This is a genomic window from Achromobacter sp. ISS7, from assembly GCF_056523125.1.
Genome location: NZ_JAWRZD010000001.1, coordinates 5046587 through 5063359, shown reverse-complemented (window position 1 = coordinate 5063359; position 16773 = coordinate 5046587). Strand labels below are relative to the sequence as shown.

Sequence of the window (16773 nt, the reverse complement as noted above, 5' to 3'; positions counted from 1 at the left end):
CCGCAACGCTACCGGAACTCCGCAGCCGCATGACGTCCCCCGTCCCGCCCCCCTCGCCCGAGGAACACGCCGCCCTGCTTCGCGCCATCGGCCCGCTGCCCCTGTCGGGGCAGGCATGGCCCGATTGGGTGCGCATCCTGACCTGGGTGATCCTGGCGGTGCTGGGCGTGCAGGTGGTCACCACCGCCATCCGCGCGCCGGGCCAGCCGCTCGAAAGCTCGATGGCGCTGGTGGTGGGACTGTGCTTCATCGGACTGCTGTTCGTGTCCTGGCACATGCAGACGTCCATCACCACCATCGACGAGCGCGGCTTGCGCCAGACCTGGTTCTCGCGCCGCGAGGTGGCCTGGGAAGACGTGCGCGAAGCGCGCTTCGTGCCGATGATCTTTTCCAAGCGGCTGGTGGTGTTCACGCACCGCGGCCGGCCCGTGATCTTCCAGGGCGGCACGCGCGAGCTGCGCGCCGCCTTCAGCCAGATCGCGCAGGTGTACCGGCGCCGCTGACGGCCCGGGCAGAAGGCCCGCGACGCCATGCGCGCCCAATAAAAAAACCGATGCCGCGGCATCGGTTTTTCATTGGCGGATCCGACCGGTGCGCCGGATCACGCCCCGCTCAGCGGATCGGCAGCGCGTACATCAGGCCGCCCTGCGTCCATTGCGCATTCAGGCCGCGCTTGATCTTCAGCGGGCTGCCCTCGCCGACGTTGCGCTCGAAGCTCTCGCCGTAGTTGCCCACCTGCTTGACGATGTTGTAGGCCCACTTCTCGTCCAGCCCCAGGTTGGCGCCGCCGCCGGGCGTCACGCCCAGGATGCGCTTGATGTTGGGGTTGTCGCTCTTGGCCTGCTCGTCGACGTTCTTGGAGGTCACGCCGTATTCCTCGGCCTCGATCATGGCCGACAGCGACCAGCGCACGATGTTCAGCCAGGCGTCGTCGCCCTGGCGCACGAACGGACCCAGCGGCTCCTTCGAGATGATCTCGGGCAGCACCACGTAGTCGTCGGGCTTCTGCAGCTTGGAGATGCGGATCGAGGCCAGGCCCGAGGCGTCGGTCGAGAACACGTCGCAGCGGCCCGCGGCAAAGGCGTTGACCACTTCGTTGAAGGTCTCGATCACCACCGGCTTGTAGGTGACCTTGTTGGCGCGCGCCCAGTCGGCCAGCGTGTTCTCGTTGGAGGTGCCGGTCTGCAGGCAGATGGTCGCGCCGTTGATTTCCTTGGCGCTCTTGACGCCCAGCGACTTGGGCACCAGGAAGCCCTGGCCGTCGTAGAAGTTGATGCCCGCGTGGATGATGCCCAGCGCGGTGTCGCGCTGCTGCGTCACGGTGGTGTTGCGGGTCAGCACGTCGACTTCGCCGGACTGCAGCGCGGTGAAGCGTTGCTGCGAGTTCAGCGGAACGACCTTGATCTTGTCGGCGTCGCCGAACACGGCCGCGGCGATGGCGCGGCACAGGTCCACGTCCAGCCCCTGCCACTTGCCCTGCGCGTCGGGCGCGGAGAAGCCCGCAAAACCCGTGGTGGTGCCGCAGGTGACCGCCCCGCGCTGGCGCACGACGTCCAGCGTCGCGGCCTGTGCCCCTTGTGCCGCGGCAAACAACAACGCCGCGCCCGCCAACCCTTTTGCAATGTTCATGACTTGTTTTCCTGTTGTACCGGGACGCGCAGGCGCCCTGTTGTAGCGGGGCGCGCAAGCGCGCCGAGGCGAGAAGCTTATCGGCATGAAGCGCCCGCGCCAAATAACAAGCGCTTATTTGGGTATATCACGCCGCCAGCGAAATCGACACCGGCTGGTTGGCCTCGCAGGCGTCCAGCGCGCGGCTGAGCCGCTGCATGCCCTGCGCGATCTGGCTTTCGTTCATGGTGGCGAACGACATGCGCATGGCGTGCAGGTCGGCCTTGGCCGCGTCGGCGTAGAACGCCTTGCCAGGCACATAGACCACTTCGTGCTCGATCGCGTACGGCAGCAGGCGGGTGGCATCGACGTCGCCGGTCAGGCGCGCCCAGAAGAACATGCCGCCCTCGGGCTTGCTGAACGTGATGCGGCCGTCGAGCTCGCGCGTCAGGCCTTCGGCCATGGCGTCGCAACGCAGGCCATAGGCGGCGCGGATGCGCGGCACGTGTTCTTCGTAGCGGCCGTTGGCCAGGTATTGGGCCACCACTTCCTGGATCCAGGCGGACGAGGCCATGTCGTCGGCGGCCTTGGCGCCGACGCAGCGGCGGCGGATCTCGGGCGGGGCCACCAGCCAGCCGATGCGCAGCGCCGGCGCCATGGTCTTGGACATGCTGGCCAGGTACACGGCCCAGTTGCGGGCCTCGCCCTCGGCCAGCGCCATGATGGGCGGCACCGCTTCGCCGGCAAAGCGCAGTTCGCTGTAAGGATCGTCCTCGACGATCAGGAAGCGGTGCTTGACCGCCAGTTCCAGCAGCCGCAGACGGCGCTGGCGCGAGATGGTGGCGCCACAGGGATTGGAGAACGAGGCCACCACGCAGACGATCTTGGGCTTGATGCGCGCGGCCAGTTCGTCCAGCGCGTCGATGTCGACGCCGTCCGGACCGGACGGCACGGTGTGCACGGTGGCGCCGGTGTAGCGCAGCGCCTGCACGGAATTGGGAAAGGCCGGCGATTCGATGATGGCGTGGTCGCCGGGCTGCAGCATCACGCGGCTGAGCAAGGCCATGGCCTGCTGCGAACCGCCGGTGACGGCCAGTTCGGTGTCCGGATTGCAGTGCAGGCCGCGCGCCGCCGACAGGCGCGCCAGTTCGTTGCGCAGGCTGGCCTGGCCGTCGATGTTGGAGTACTGCAGGCAGGCGCCCAGGCGCGCCAGCACCTGGGTCGACGCGATCGTCAGGCCGTCCACGTCGAACAGCTCCTGCGCGGGATAGCCGCCCGCCAGCGAGATGGTGCCGGGGCGCATCGCGTAGGGCATCAGCGAGCGGATCGGGGAAGCGGGGGGATTCAGGAAAGGCGTGGCAAAAGCGTACTCGGGCGCGGCGCTGGACATGGCGGAAGGGACGACGAGGAGAAAGGAAGGACCCGCGCCATGCAGGGACGGCGCCGGCGGGTTTAGAACATTGAAATCTAAACAAATATCGACAAATTCTAAGCCTGCCACTCAGACAGGGTCAACGAAGACGCTTCCTGCCCGCGGCCCGGTGTGGCGAAACGGTGCACGCGCGTCCTACACTATGGGACATTCCGTTCCCAAGAGACCCGCATGACCGATGTAGACACCATGGCCAGCCGCCTGGCCCGGATCCGGCAACGCATCGCCCAGGCCTGCGAACGCGCCGGCCGGACGCCGGACAGCGTGACGCTGCTGCCCGTCAGCAAGACGTTCGAGGTGGATGCCGTGCGCGAGGCCATGGCCCTGGGCCTGACCCGTTTCGGCGAGAACAAGACCCAGGAACTACGCCAGAAGGCGGCCGCGCTGGCGGGCCAGGGCCTGCAATGGGTCCTGATCGGCCACTTGCAGACCAACAAGGCCAAGGACGCGGCGCGCGACGCCACCGAGCTGCAGTCGCTCGACCGGCTCGACCTGGCCGAGGCCCTGCACCGCCGCCTGGTCAATGAGGGCCGGACCCTGGACGTGCTGGTGCAGGTCAAGACCTCCAGCGAACCCAGCAAGTACGGCATGGCCCCCGACGACGTGGCGGCGTTCCTGCGCCGCGTCACGGCGGACTTCCCCACCCTGCGGGTACAGGGCCTGATGACGATGGCGGCCAATTCGCCCGATCCGCTCGAAGTGCGCGCCTGCTTCCGCGGCCTGCGCGAGCTGCGCGACCGCCTGCGCCAGGAAGGCATCGCCGGGGTGTCGCTGGAGCGCCTGTCCATGGGCATGAGCGGCGATTTCGAGCTGGCGATCGAGGAAGGCTCGACCGAAGTGCGCATCGGCACCGCCATCTTCGGCGCCCGCAGCTACCCCGATCCGCAATAAGCCGCTGATTCCGGGGCCGCAAACGAGCGCACATTGCCGGGCGGCCGGGGCATAATACCCTCGCAAAAAAACGAGGAGACACCCCATGCACAAACACGCCCGGCGCCTGTTGGCGCTTGCCGCCCTGTCGCTGGCCGCCACCGCGGCCACGGCCCAATCCTGGCCCACCCAACCCATCCGCTGGATCGTGCCCTACCCGGCCGGCGGCGGCGCCGACGTGGTCGCGCGCACCGTCGCCAGCGGCATCGAGAAGCCGCTCGGCCAGACCATCGTGGTCGAGAACCGCCCCGGCGCCGCCACCATCATCGGCGCCACCGCGATCTCGCAGGCCGAACCCAGCGGCTACGTCATCGGCACCGCCGACTCCGGCACGCTGGCGTACAACCCCACGCTGTACGCCAAGCTGGCCTACGATCCGTCCAAGTTCACCTACATCGGCGGCATCGCCAAGTTCCCGCTGCTGCTGGCGGTCAACGTCAACTCGCCCTACAAGACGGTCGACGACGTGATCCAGGCCGCCAAGAAGGAACCCGGCAAGCTGACCGCCGCCTCGGCCGGCGCCGGTTCGCCGCACCACCTGGCGCTGGAGCTGTTCAAGCAGCGCACCGGCGCCAACCTGCTGCACGTGCCCTACAAGGGCGCGGCGCCCGCCATCCAGGATCTGCTGGGCGGACAGGTGGACGTGATGTTCATCGACCTGGCCGCGGGCCTGCCCAACGTCAAGGCCGGCAAGCTGCGCGTGCTGGCCGCGGCCACGCCCGAGCGCGTCGCCGTGCTGCCGGACACGCCCACGATGGCCGAGCAAGGGGTGTCGGACTTCACCGCCTACGCCTGGCAAGGCCTGGTCGCCCCCGGCGGCCTGCCCGAGCCGGTGGTCAAGAAGCTGTCCGCCGAACTCGACGCCGCGCTGAAGTCGCCCGCCGTGTCGCAGAAGATGCTGGACATGGGCGTCATCCCCATGCCGCTGTCGGCGCAGGAATTCAAGGCCTATGCCGACAAGGAACGCACCGCCTGGGCGGAAGTCATCAAAAAGGCCAACATCAAGCTCGAATGAGCGCGACCTGGCTGATATGAAAAACGCGGCCTTGCGGCCGCGTTTTTTCTTGGGTGGCGAGGTTCGCTCCGGCGCTCACTTGCGCGGCAGCGTCACCACCATGCGCAATGCCTCGACGCATTGCCGGCCCTGCGCGATCGCCTGCCCGAAAGCCTCCGAGCCGATCTCGTCATGGCTGAACCAGCTGACCTTCCTGGCGCTGCGGTAGCGGTACTGGTAGCCCGACTTGGACGGCTTGCCGTCCAGGTCCACGTCGATCCACGGCGAACGCACCTGGCAATGCAGCGGCGCCGCGTCGACCTTGCCGCCGGCCAGCGTCACGTCATAGGACGTGGTTTCCGGCGTGCCGAGGTAGATGTCGGCCAACTGGCCCGCTTGGCGGTAACGCGCGAAGAACTCCCAGTCATCGCTCAGTTCGGTGTGCGTGTAGACCTGCTGGCGGCCGACCCGTTCCAGCGCCCGCAGGTCCACCAGCGTGGCGTCGATGCGGTAGGCCGCCGGCACCACGAAATCGCTGGCGGCGCGGCGCAGCTGGCAGTCGCGGTTCTCTGCGGCGAAGCCGCGGCACAGCGCCTGGTCCATGGCCGTCGCGCCGTTCTGCTGGTCGCCCGCGCTGATTTCCGCCGCCACCATGCGCGCGACCTCGACCGAGGCGCGCACCTTGGCCTGTCCGTCGTCGCCGAATTGCTCATGGCGCGTCACCACGACGCTGGCCGCGGGGCGTTCCAGCGGGATGTCCTCGCGCCGCACATTGCCCTGGCCGTCCATGACGAAGGCCCAGCGCTGCTGGATGTCGGGCATGGTGAAGCCCGGCACGAACACCGGATTGGTCGGGTCCAGCCACCAGGTCTCGCCCTGCACCTGGGCGCGCACGATAGCGTGGTTGGGCGCCGACAGACCCGGCAGCAACACCGACGGCGCCACGGTGCCGCGCGTCACCAGCGCGGGTTCGGCGGCGATGCCGGCCGCGCGCAGCATGGCGGTCAGCAGCACCGACAGGTCCTTGCAGTCGCCGTAGCCACGCCGTTCGATCTCGTCCAACGCGAACGGGATCTGCCCGCGTTCGCTGCTGCGCCAGTCGCCCAGGTAGCGATAGCGTTCGTGGATGTGGCGCATCAGGCCGGCCACGGCCTGCGCCGGCGTCTTGCCCTGCTGCGCCGCGACGGCCTTGGCCGCGCCATCGGGCAGCGCGGCCGCCAGGATGGCGTTGTAGCGCGCCGCGAACGGACCGAAGTGGTCCTGCAGCGCGGCCGAACTGGCGATCTCCAGGCGCGGCGACTGGCGCAGGTATCCCTTGTCCGACTCGTTGACGTAGGCGTAGTAGTACGGCGTGGCCTTCAGTTCCACCGTAATGCGCCGCGCGTCGGGCGAGGCCTCGACGCGGTAGGCGTCCATCGCCTCGGTGCGCCAGACCATGGGGCGGTCGGCGCTGAACTCGGCGCGGAAGCGCTCCTGGCGCACCGCCCGCGGCTGCAAGCCCAGCACATAGTGGAATTGCGTCGCCGACGGGATGCCGGCATAACGCTCGCGCAGCGTGTAGACGATGGTGCTGCCCACCCGCAGGTTGGGAAAGGCCAGCGAGGTCTGCTTGTCGCGCAGGAAACCCTGGTCCGGATTCGGCGCCATGCGGGTGTCGATCTGGTCGGCGGCCAGCGGCACCGGCTTTTCGCCGGGCTGGATCAGCTCGGCGCGCTCGACCTCGACGCTGTCGTTCTCGGCATAACTGCGGTCGATGCGCGAGACCAGCTCGCGTCCGGCCAGCGTCAGGATGGTGTAGCGGTACGTGCTGACGCACTCGGTACTGTTGTCCTGGCCGAAGCGGCAGTGGAATTCGGTGTCGCCAGACAGCGGCGCTTCGGCGACGGGTTGCAGGGCGCCCTGGGCGGGCAGGCTGGCCATGGTCGCGAGGACGGCGGCGAGGAGCGGGGTTCGGGGGAAAACGGGCATGGAAACTGCTGACACCTCACATTACAATTGAGACGCAATGTTATTTGCAATGAAATAGCAGCACAAGTCACGCATGCCCACGGCGTGCCACAGCCATTGCCCGAAAAACAAAACGCCCGGCGAATCCGCCGGGCGTTGCGAGACGCGGCAATCCGGCCATCGGCCGGCGGCGCGCTACACCAGCACGCGCTCGATGCCGCCCGCGTTGGCGCGGCGCACATAATCTTCCATCCAGCCTTCGCCCAGGATGTGGCGCGCCATCTCGACCACGATGTAGTCGGCGTCCATGCCGGTGTCGCCCTGGTAGCGCGACAGGCCCTGCAGGCACGACGGGCACGAGGTCAGCACCTTGACGTCACCCGTGAAGCCATCCGTGCGCAACGCGGCGTCGCCCTTGAGCAGCTCTTCCTGCTTGCGGAAGCGCACCTGGGTCGAAATGTCCGGCCGGCTGACCGCCAGCGTGCCCGACTCGCCGCAGCAGCGGTCGCTCTTGACGGCGTCGTCGCCCACCAGCGAACGCACGGTCTTCATCGGATCCTGCAGCTTCATCGGCGTGTGGCAGGGGTCGTGGTACATGTAGCGCACGCCCTTGGCGCCCTCGAGCTTGATGCCCTTTTCCAGCAGGTATTCGTGGATGTCGATCAGGCGGCAGCCCGGGAAGATCTTCTCGAACTCGTAGCCGGCCAGCTGGTCGTAGCAGGTGCCGCAGCTGACCACCACGGTCTTGATGTCCAGGTAGTTGAGCGTGTTGGCGACGCGGTGGAACAGCACCCGGTTGTCGGTGATGATCTGCTCGGCCTTGTCGGTCATGCCGTTGCCGCGCTGCGGATAGCCGCAGCACAGGTAGCCCGGCGGCAGCACGGTCTGCACGCCGGCATGCCACAGCATCGCCTGGGTGGCCAGGCCGACCTGCGAGAACAGGCGTTCCGAACCGCAGCCCGGGAAATAGAACACCGCTTCCGTGTCGGCCGTGGTGGCCTTCGGGTCGCGGATGATCGGCACGTAGTTCGCGTCCTCGATGTCCAGCAGCTTGCGCGCGGCCTGCTTGGGCAGCCCGCCCGGCATCTTCTTGTTGACGAAGTGCACCACCTGCTCGCGCAGCGGCGGCTTGCCGACCGTGGCCGGCGGCGCCGAGGTCTGCTTCTTCACCAGGCCCGACAGCAGGTCATGCGCGGCGCGCTGCACCTTGTAGCCCACCCCCACCATCGCCTTGCGGGTGGCGTTGATGGTGGCCGGGTCCTTGGCGTTCAGGAAGAACATGGCGCTGGCCGTGCCCGGATTGAACGACTTGCGGCCCATGCGGCGCAGCACGGCGCGCATGTTCATCGACACGTCGCCGAAGTCGATGTCGACCGGACAGGGGTTGTAGCACTTGTGGCAGACGGTGCAGTGGTCGGCCACGTCCTCGAATTCTTCCCAGTGCTTCAGGCTGACGCCGCGGCGGGTCTGCTCTTCGTACAGGAAGGCCTCGACCAGCAGCGAGGTCGCCAGGATCTTGTTGCGCGGCGAATACAGCAGGTTGGCGCGCGGCACGTGGGTGGCGCACACCGGCTTGCACTTGCCGCAGCGCAGGCAGTCCTTGATCGAGTCCGAGATGGCGCCGATGTCGCTCTGCTGCATGATCAGCGACTCGTGGCCCATCAGGTTGAAGCTGGGCGTCCAGGCATGGCGCAGGTCGGCGCCGGGCATCAGCTTGCCGGCGTTGAAGTGGCCATTGGGGTCGACGCGGCGCTTGTAGTCCTGGAACGGCGCCAGCTCGGCTTCCGTCAGGAACTCGTACTTGGTCAGGCCGATGCCGTGCTCGCCCGAGATCACGCCGTCCAGGTCGCGGGCGATCTGCATGATGCGCTCGACGGCCTGGTGGGCCTCCTGCAGCATGCCGTAGTCGTCCGAGTTGACCGGGATGTTGGTGTGCACGTTGCCGTCGCCGGCGTGCATGTGCAGCGCCACGAACACGCGGCTCTTGAGCACGCGGCCGTGGATCGCGACCAGCTCGTCCAGGATCGGCTTGCGCGCCGCGCCCGAGAACGCGGCCTGCAGGCCGGCCAGCACTTCGGTCTTCCACGACACGCGGATGGTGCGGTCCTGCACCACGTCGAACACGCGCGCCCGCGGCTGCGCCGCCAGGCGCTCGGCCAGCGCGGCGCTGACGTGCGACAGGCCCAGCCCGTCCAGCTGCGGCATGGCTTCGGCCAGCGGCAGGTCCAGGTTGTCCAGCAGCCATTGCCAGCGCTGGCGCGCGGCGGCCAGCAGCTCGATGGCCTGGCGCGTGCGCTCGGCCAGCACCTCGGCGCGGGTCTCGTCGTCGGCGGCGTCTTCCGCCTTGCCGACCGGCAGCGGCGTACAGAGGTAGTCGTCCAGCGCGCCCAGCAGGCGCAGCTTGTTGCGGGTCGACAGCTCGATGTTGATGCGCTCGATATGGTCGGTGTACTCGCCCATGCGCGGCAGCGGAATCACCACGTCTTCGTTGATCTTGAAGGCGTTGGTGTGGCGCGCGATCGCGGCGGTACGCGAGCGGTCGAGCCAGAATTTCTTGCGGGCCTCGGCGCTCACCGCGACGAAGCCTTCGCCGTGGCGGGTGTTGGCCAGGCGCACCACTTCGCTGGCGGCCGCGGCCACCGCGTCCTCGTCGTCGCCGACGATGTCGCCGATCAGCACCATCTTGGGCAGCGAACCGCGCTTGCTCTTGGTGGCGTAGCCGACCGCGCGCAGGTAGCGTTCGTCCAGGTGCTCCAGGCCGGCCAGGATGGCGCCGCGGGCGCGGCCCTCGCCGTCCAGGTAGCCCTTGACCTCGACGATCGACGGAATCGCGTCGCGCGCCTGGCCGAAGAATTCCATGCAGACCGTGCGCGTGTGCTTGGGCATGCGGTGCAGCACCCAGCGCGCCGACGTGATCAGGCCGTCGCAGCCTTCCTTCTGGATGCCGGGCAGGCCGGCCAGGAACTTGTCGGTGACGTCCTTGCCCAGGCCTTCCTTGCGGAACACGCGGCCGGCGATTTCCAGGGTCTCGGTCTTGAGCAGGCGCTCGCCCGGCTTGCCGCGGCCATCGAACCACTTGAGCTCGAAGCGGGCCACGTCCACGTCGTGGATCTTGCCCATGTTGTGCGCCAGGCGCGTCACTTCGAGCCAGTTGCCGTCCGGGTCGACCATGCGCCACCAGGCCAGGTTGTCGAGCGCGGTGCCCCACAGCACGGCCTTCTTGCCGCCGGCGTTCATGGCGATGTTGCCGCCCACACACGAGGCCTCGGCCGAGGTCGGGTCCACGGCGAACACGAAACCGGCCGCCTCGGCCGCTTCCGACACCCGCTTGGTCACCACGCCGGCGCCGGCATGGATGACGGCCACGGGCTCGGTGAGCCCAGGCAGGATACAGGACTCGACCTTGCCCAGCTTGTCGAATTTCTCGGTGTTGATGACGGCCGACTTCCAGGTCAGCGGAATCGCGCCGCCGGTATAGCCGGTGCCGCCGCCGCGCGGCACGATGGTCAGGCCCAGCTCGATACAGGCGGTGACCAGCGCGGCGATCTCGTCTTCCGTGTCCGGCGTCAGCACCACGAACGGGTACTCCACGCGCCAGTCGGTGGCGTCGGTCACGTGCGATACGCGCGACAGGCCGTCGAACTTGATGTTGTCGCGCGCGGTGATGCGGCCCAGCACCTTCTGCGCCTGCTTGCGCAGCATGGCGGTCTGGTCGAACTCGCCCTCGAACGCGGCAATGGCCGAACGCGCCCGGCCCAGCAGGCCCAGCACTTTCTCATCGCGATGCGGATCGTGGCCGACCTCGGCCGGCGCGCCGGGTTCGCGGCGGCGGTCGATCTCGCCCAGCCGATGGTGCAGCGCATCGATCAGCTGCTTGCGGCGCTTGGGGTTGTCCAGCAGGTCGTCCTGCAGGTACGGGTTGCGGCGCACCACCCAGATGTCGCCCAGCACCTCGTACAGCATGCGGGCGGAGCGCCCGGTGCGGCGTTCGCCGCGCAGGTCGGTCAGCAGGCTCCAGGCGTCATCGCCCAGCAGCCGGCCGACGATCTCGCGATCGGAGAACGACGTGTAGTTGTAGGGGATTTCGCGCAGTCGCGCGGGTGCTGCGGGCGGCGTCGCCCCGTTCAAGATGTGGCTGGCGAGTGGGGCGTTCATGGCGGCAAGAGGGGGCCCTTAAAAAATTATTTTATGCCATTGGCCGGAACTGCCCCCGAATACCCCCAGGGAAATGCTCAAAAGCCGCAAAATCTTGCCGCAATGCGTCCCTTATTAAGCAAGGCGTCAGCGCTAGACCTGCCCCGGGAACAGCCACAGCAGGCTGGCCGTCATGGCCAGGTAGCGCAGGAACTTGCCGATGGCCATATAGGCCACGCAGGGCCAGAACGGCAGCCGCAGCCAGCCCGCCACGGCGCACAGCGGGTCGCCCACCCCGGGCAGCCAGGACAGCAGCAGGGCCGGCGGCCCCAGGCGATGGATCCAGGCGTGGGCCCGCTCGTTCCAGCGCCCGCGCATGCGATGCTCCTGCGCCGCGTGGGGATGATGCTCCTTCCAGCGCTGGAAGGCCTTTTCCGCGCCCAGGCCCATGGCGTAGCTGATGGCGCCGCCGATGGTGTTGCCGGCGGTGGCCACCAGGATGGCGGGCCAGAACATGTCGGGCGACAGCTTGATGTAGCCGAACACCGCCGGCTCGGAGCCAAGCGGCAGCAAGGTGGCCGAAATCAGCGAAACGATGAAGATGGCGGGCAGGCCCACCGAGGGCAGGGCCAACAGGTTGAGCAGCCAATGGATGGCGGATAGCAGGCTTTCTTCCATGATGCCGACGAGTGTAGCCGCGCGCGGGTCCGCGCCCGGTCCGTCCCGTCCGATCCATGACGAAACCGGCGGAAAACCGTCGGGCGGCACGGTTTTCCCTGCAATAATCCCGCTCACGCCATCGGGCCCGCGAGCCTGGCGCTCCATTTTTCCGCCCCTACCCCAAGCGCAGTCCATGTCCACCGATTATCTGAAACGCATCCTGACCTCCAAGGTCTACGACGTCGCGGTCGAATCGCCGCTCGAAGCCGCGCCCCTGCTGTCGCAGCGCATGGCGAACACGATCCTGCTCAAGCGCGAGGACACCCAGGCGGTATTCAGCTTCAAGCTGCGCGGGGCGTACAACAAGATGGCCAACCTCACGCCGGCGGCGCGCAACCGCGGCGTGATCGCGGCCTCGGCCGGCAACCACGCCCAGGGCGTGGCGCTGGCCGCGTCCCGGCTCGGCTGCCGCGCGGTCATCGTCATGCCCACCACCAGCCCGCAGGTCAAGATCGACGCGGTGCGCCGGCTGGGCGGCGAAGTGGTGCTGGCCGGCGAGAGTTTCTCGGACGCCTACGCCCACGCGCAAACGCTGGAAAAGAAAGAGAAACTGACTTTCGTGCACCCCTTCGACGATCCCGACGTGATCGCCGGCCAGGGCACGGTGGGCATGGAGATCCTGCGCCAGCACCCCGGCCCGATCGACGCCATCTTCGTGGCCATCGGCGGCGGCGGCCTGATCGCCGGCGTGGCCGCCTACATCAAGCAACTGCGCCCCGAGATCAAGATCATCGGCGTGCAGACAGAGGATTCCGACGCCATGCTGCGCAGCGTGCGCGCCGGCCGCCGGGTGCAGTTGAACGACGTCGGCCTATTCTCGGACGGCACCGCCGTCAAGCTGGTGGGCGCCGAGACCTTCAAGCTCACGCGCAAGTACGTCGATGATTTCGTGGTGGTGGACACCGACTCGATCTGCGCCGCCATCAAGGACGTGTTCCAGGACACCCGCAGCGTGCTGGAACCAGCCGGCGCCATGGCCGTGGCCGGCGCCAAGCAATACGCCGCCGAACACAAGCTCAAGGACAAGACGCTGGTCGCCATCGCCTGCGGCGCCAACATGAACTTCGACCGCCTGCGCTTCGTGGCCGAACGCGCCGAGGTCGGTGAAATGCGCGAAGCCGTCTTCGCCGTCACCATGCCGGAACAGCGCGGCAGCTTCCGCCGCTTCTGCGAACTGGTCGGCGAGCGCAGCGTCACCGAGTTCAACTACCGCATTTCCGATTCGGACCGCGCCCACGTGTTCGTCGGCCTGCAGGTGTCGTCGCCGGCCGAACCCGACAAGATCGCCAGCCACTTCCGCCGCCATGGCTTCGATACGCTCGACCTGACGCACGACGAAATGGCCAAGACCCACTTGCGCCACATGGTCGGCGGCCGGTCCGCGCAGGCGCGCGACGAATTGCTGTACCGCTTTGAATTCCCGGAACGCCCGGGCGCGCTGATGCGTTTCCTGAACGCGATGAACCCGGACTGGAACATCAGCCTGTTCCACTACCGCAACCAGGGCGCCGACTACGGCCGCATCCTGATCGGCATCCAGGTGCCGGCGGCGGACAAGAAGCAATTCCGCGGCTTCGTGGCGGAGCTGGGCTACCCGCACTGGAACGAGACCGACAACCCGGCCTACAAGCTGTTCCTGTAAGCCCGGAAAACGAGAGGGCCTCCGCATGGAGGCCCTTCCCTTCTCTGCTCAGGACTGGCCCGGCCGCAACCTGAAGGGGGGGTTCGCTGTCACTCGGCGGCTCACGGAGATGTGCCGCGCATTCAGCAAGGTGCGGTCGGGCCGATGCCCTGGCTTAGAAACGGTGACGCAGACCCACCGCGAACGCGGTGTCGCGCGCATCGTGCTGGAACGCGTAGTTGTCGCCGTAGGAGGCGTACGCGTACAGGTTGGTGCGCTTGGTGAAGTCGTACGTGTAACCCAGGCTGTAGACGTTGAACGTCGCGTCGTCGCCGGTCAGCTTGTCGTTGTTCGGCGTGGCGCGCTGCCAGGAGCCGAAGATGGCGTGGCGGCCCAGCGGCACGGTGGCGCCGATCATGTAGGAGTTGGCGCGGAAGCCGTCAGCCAGCTTGAACGAACCCAGCTTCTGCATGCCGTCCGGCGTCGTGCCCATGTTCTGGCCGATGAACCAGCCGTCGCGGGTCTGGCTGAACGCCGCCGCCAGCTTCACCACTTCGAAGTCGTAGGTGCCGCCGATGATGTATTCCTGGACGCGCGAGCTGGACTTGCCGCCGCGGGTATCGTTGGACGGGTTGAAGCGGTCATAGGCGGCCGCCAAGTTCAGCGGGCCGTTCAGGTATTGCACGCCCGCGGTCAGGACGCGGTTGTTGTTGCCGGTGGCAAAGCCGCGCTGCTTCTCGTCGCTGACGGTGTCATCGGCGCTGAACGAATAGCCCACGCCCACCTTGAAGCCATCCATGCTGGGGGTCTGGTACAGGACCATGTTGTCCAGGCGCATGGTGTTGGCGCTGCTGAACGTGGTGCCCAGGTTGGCGGTGTTGTAGCTGATTGCGAACGGGTCGATCGAACCGAAGTACTTCGACGCCAGGTTGGTCTGGCGGCCGAATTCCAGGCGGCCCCACGAATCACTGTCCAGGCCCACGGTGGCCTGGCGGCCCCACAGGCGGCCGCTCTGCAGCGACTGGCCGTTCATCGGGCCGAAACCGCCTTCCAGGTTGAACACGGCGCGCAGGCCGTCACCCAGGTCTTCCGTGCCACGCAGGCCGAAGCGCGAACCGCTGCTCACGCCTTGCACGCCGGCGATGCGGCTTTGCGACTGGCCCCTGAACTTCACCTGCTCGTAGCCGACACCGGCGTCGATCAAGCCGTACAGCGTCACGGAATCAGCGGCATGCGCGGCACCGGCGAAACCGGCCAGCAACGCGACTGCCAATAGCGTCTTCTTCATAAAAGTCCCCAAAATGGCGAGAGATAAAGGCATCCCGCAACCGCGCGGCGGCATCGCCGCGGCCTGCGTGCCGCTACGAAAAAAGCGAGCGGCGTCTGCACTGAATCTAGTGTCTGCCTGGGAACAATTTGAAGTAACCCGGATTTCGAAGAACTACTTTCCATGGGCGGGATAATGCCCACCGCATGACGCGCCATGGCGCCGGATGATCCGCATTAAGGCCTTGATATCAAATGTGAATTCTTGCTCACAATTCGGTTTTCGAGGGCCGCCTTCCGCCGTCGCGCCCGAGGGTCATTGACATCACATGTTGTGTGGGTGGCACAGTCCATGCGGCATAAACACGACAATGGCGCAACGGCGAGACCCGGACGGAGAGATGAAAAACCCCTTGGCGCGCAAGGGGCTTTCCGGTTCGGCGTCGCAGGGTGACGGCCTCGGATCAACGGCCCTTGGGCGGGTAGTCCAGTTCGCCGAACGAGTATTCGCCGCGGGCCTTGGCCTGGGCCAGTTCCTCGCGCACCTGTTCGCGGGTCTTGCCGACCGTCTGCGTGGCGGCGGCGCGGGGCGGGTAGTCCAGCTCGCCGCTGGTGACCTGGCCGGCGACCTTGGCGCTTTGCAGTTCCTGCTGCACCTGTTCGCGCGTCATGCCGGTCTGCTGGACGATGGCGGGCGGGTAATCCAGTTCGCCGAACGAGACCTGGCCGGCAGCCTTGGCGGCCTGCAGTTCCTGCTGGACCTGTTCACGCGTCTTGCCGTCGGCGTGGGCGGCGGACATACCCGCCAGGGTTGCGGTAACCATGAGTGCGGTAGCTAGGGCTTTCATTGTGATGACTCCATCCTAAACCTGGCACACCGTCCGCCACCAGGGCGGCGGCGGCAATGTGACAATTCGATTGCTGGGATGCAGTATCTGGCGATCGAGCCCTAGTAAAAACCCTTATTTTGGTGAACATATTTGCATGGACGGGACAATTGCAAAGCGTATCCCGTCAGAACAGGGTCCGCGCCGCGCAACAACCGGCCGCGCCCTCTGTCGCAAGGCCAGACAGGAATTCAGCCGCGCGCCAGCCTGGTAACGGAACGTGTGTTTTCCGCCTGGCGGGATAGTCGTTCATGGTGGCTAAATAGACATTTCCACTGACGGGACAATATTTCCACTTATCATATGAACCTGCCAGAAATGGAATTTGGAGTTTGAGGGCACCATGGATATCCAGCTTAACGACATCGCGCTTTTCGTCGAGGTCGCCAAGCGCAAGAACTTCAGCCACGCCGCCGAAGCCTTGAATATTCCAACGTCCACGCTCTCGCGCCGCGTCAGTGAACTGGAGCGCAGCGTCGGCATGCGCCTGCTGAACCGCAGCACGCGCAAGATCGACCTGACCGAGGCGGGCGCCATCTATTTCGAGCGCTGCCGGCATATCGTCGAAGAAGCCCGCATCGCCCACGACCAGCTGCTCGACATGGCGGTGCAGCCCAAGGGCCGCCTGCGCATCTCGCTGCCGACCAGCCTGGCGCAGCTGTTCCTTCCCGCCGTGATCCGCGAGTTCCGCGAACAGCACCCCGACATCGAATGTGATTTCGACCTGAGCATGCGGCCGATCGACCCGATCAGCAACCCGTTCGACCTGATCCTGCGCTTCGGCCAACAGCCCGATTCCAGCCTCATTTCGCGCAAGATCGTGCTGATGGCGCACCAGCTGTATGCCTCGCCCGACTACCTGGCGCGCCATGGCGAGCCGCGGGTGCCGGCGGACCTGAGCCACCACGAATGCCTGCGCCCGACGATGCGCGACGAGTCATCCTTCTGGATGCTGCATTCGGGTGACAAGGTGGAGCGCGTGCAGGTGTCGGGCCGGCTGTCGGCCAACAATGTCGGCATGCTGGGACGCCTGGCCGGACAGGGCCTGGGCATCACGCCGCTGCTGGTGTTCGATGCGATGGAGCGCGCCATCAAGCAGGCCGGCCTGGTGCGCGTGCTGCCCGACTGGAGCCTGACGCCCCTGCCCCTGTTCGCCCTGCTGCCGTCGCGCATGCTGCCGGCCAAGACCAAGGCCTTCCTGGACTTCATCCAGCCGCGGCTTTCGGATGCCTGA

12 protein-coding genes are annotated in these 16773 nt (G+C 67.0%); 5 read left to right on the top strand and 7 right to left on the bottom strand.

Features of this window, described 5'->3' with window-relative positions; all coding sequences use genetic code 11:
• The first annotated feature begins 29 nt into the window (after nt 1-29).
• Nucleotides 30-503, top strand: coding sequence for a hypothetical protein (locus AC1HFW_RS22980; RefSeq protein WP_479285294.1), 474 nt, complete (start codon nt 30-32; stop codon nt 501-503).
• A 109-nt stretch (nt 504-612) separates the two neighbouring features.
• Here the strand turns inward: AC1HFW_RS22980 and AC1HFW_RS22975 are convergent, their stop codons facing one another.
• Nucleotides 613-1629 (bottom strand): amino acid ABC transporter substrate-binding protein, encoded by a 1017-nt coding sequence (locus AC1HFW_RS22975; protein ID WP_006391783.1) that lies wholly within the window; start codon nt 1627-1629, stop codon nt 613-615.
• A 127-nt stretch (nt 1630-1756) separates the two neighbouring features.
• Nucleotides 1757-2998 (bottom strand): aminotransferase-like domain-containing protein, encoded by a 1242-nt coding sequence (locus AC1HFW_RS22970; protein WP_116522267.1) that lies wholly within the window; start codon nt 2996-2998, stop codon nt 1757-1759.
• Nucleotides 2999-3211: 213 nt separating this feature from the next.
• Between AC1HFW_RS22970 and AC1HFW_RS22965 the strand changes: the two genes are divergently transcribed.
• Together AC1HFW_RS22965 and AC1HFW_RS22960 are read left to right on the top strand one after the other, a co-directional pair.
• Nucleotides 3212-3931 carry a YggS family pyridoxal phosphate-dependent enzyme gene (locus AC1HFW_RS22965; protein ID WP_006391785.1) on the top strand — a complete coding sequence of 240 codons (720 nt, stop codon included), beginning with the start codon at nt 3212-3214 and terminating at the stop codon, nt 3929-3931.
• Nucleotides 3932-4016: 85 nt separating this feature from the next.
• A complete protein-coding gene (locus AC1HFW_RS22960; RefSeq protein WP_006391786.1) occupies nt 4017-4985 on the top strand; it encodes a Bug family tripartite tricarboxylate transporter substrate binding protein in 969 nt (322 codons plus the stop codon).
• 75 nt (nt 4986-5060) lie between these two features.
• Here AC1HFW_RS22960 and AC1HFW_RS22955 read toward each other — a convergent pair whose 3' ends face one another.
• From AC1HFW_RS22955 to AC1HFW_RS22945, 3 genes are all read right to left on the bottom strand, one after another.
• Nucleotides 5061-6932 carry a DUF3857 domain-containing transglutaminase family protein gene (locus AC1HFW_RS22955; protein ID WP_035359672.1) on the bottom strand — a complete coding sequence of 624 codons (1872 nt, stop codon included), beginning with the start codon at nt 6930-6932 and terminating at the stop codon, nt 5061-5063.
• Between the two features lie 174 nt (nt 6933-7106).
• Entirely contained in the window at nt 7107-11066 is a 3960-nt protein-coding gene (locus AC1HFW_RS22950; RefSeq protein ID WP_479285293.1) for a DUF3683 domain-containing protein, read from the bottom strand.
• Between the two features lie 132 nt (nt 11067-11198).
• Nucleotides 11199-11723: a YqaA family protein gene (locus AC1HFW_RS22945; RefSeq protein ID WP_006391789.1), complete on the bottom strand. Its 525-nt coding sequence runs from the start codon at nt 11721-11723 to the stop codon at nt 11199-11201.
• 175 nt (nt 11724-11898) lie between these two features.
• Here AC1HFW_RS22945 and ilvA point away from each other — a divergent pair, with 175 nt between their 5' ends.
• Nucleotides 11899-13407, top strand: coding sequence for a threonine ammonia-lyase, biosynthetic (ilvA, locus tag AC1HFW_RS22940; RefSeq protein WP_006391790.1), 1509 nt, complete (start codon nt 11899-11901; stop codon nt 13405-13407).
• Nucleotides 13408-13561: 154 nt separating this feature from the next.
• On the opposite strand, the gene AC1HFW_RS22935 is transcribed toward ilvA, so the two are convergent.
• Complete coding sequence (locus AC1HFW_RS22935) at nt 13562-14674, bottom strand: porin (RefSeq protein WP_479285292.1); 1113 nt, start codon at nt 14672-14674, stop codon at nt 13562-13564.
• Nucleotides 14675-15116: 442 nt separating this feature from the next.
• Entirely contained in the window at nt 15117-15500 is a 384-nt protein-coding gene (locus tag AC1HFW_RS22930; protein ID WP_061073051.1) for a DUF4148 domain-containing protein, read from the bottom strand.
• A gap of 382 nt (nt 15501-15882) precedes the next feature.
• Here AC1HFW_RS22930 and AC1HFW_RS22925 point away from each other — a divergent pair, with 382 nt between their 5' ends.
• Complete coding sequence (locus AC1HFW_RS22925) at nt 15883-16773, top strand: LysR family transcriptional regulator (protein WP_006391793.1); 891 nt, start codon at nt 15883-15885, stop codon at nt 16771-16773.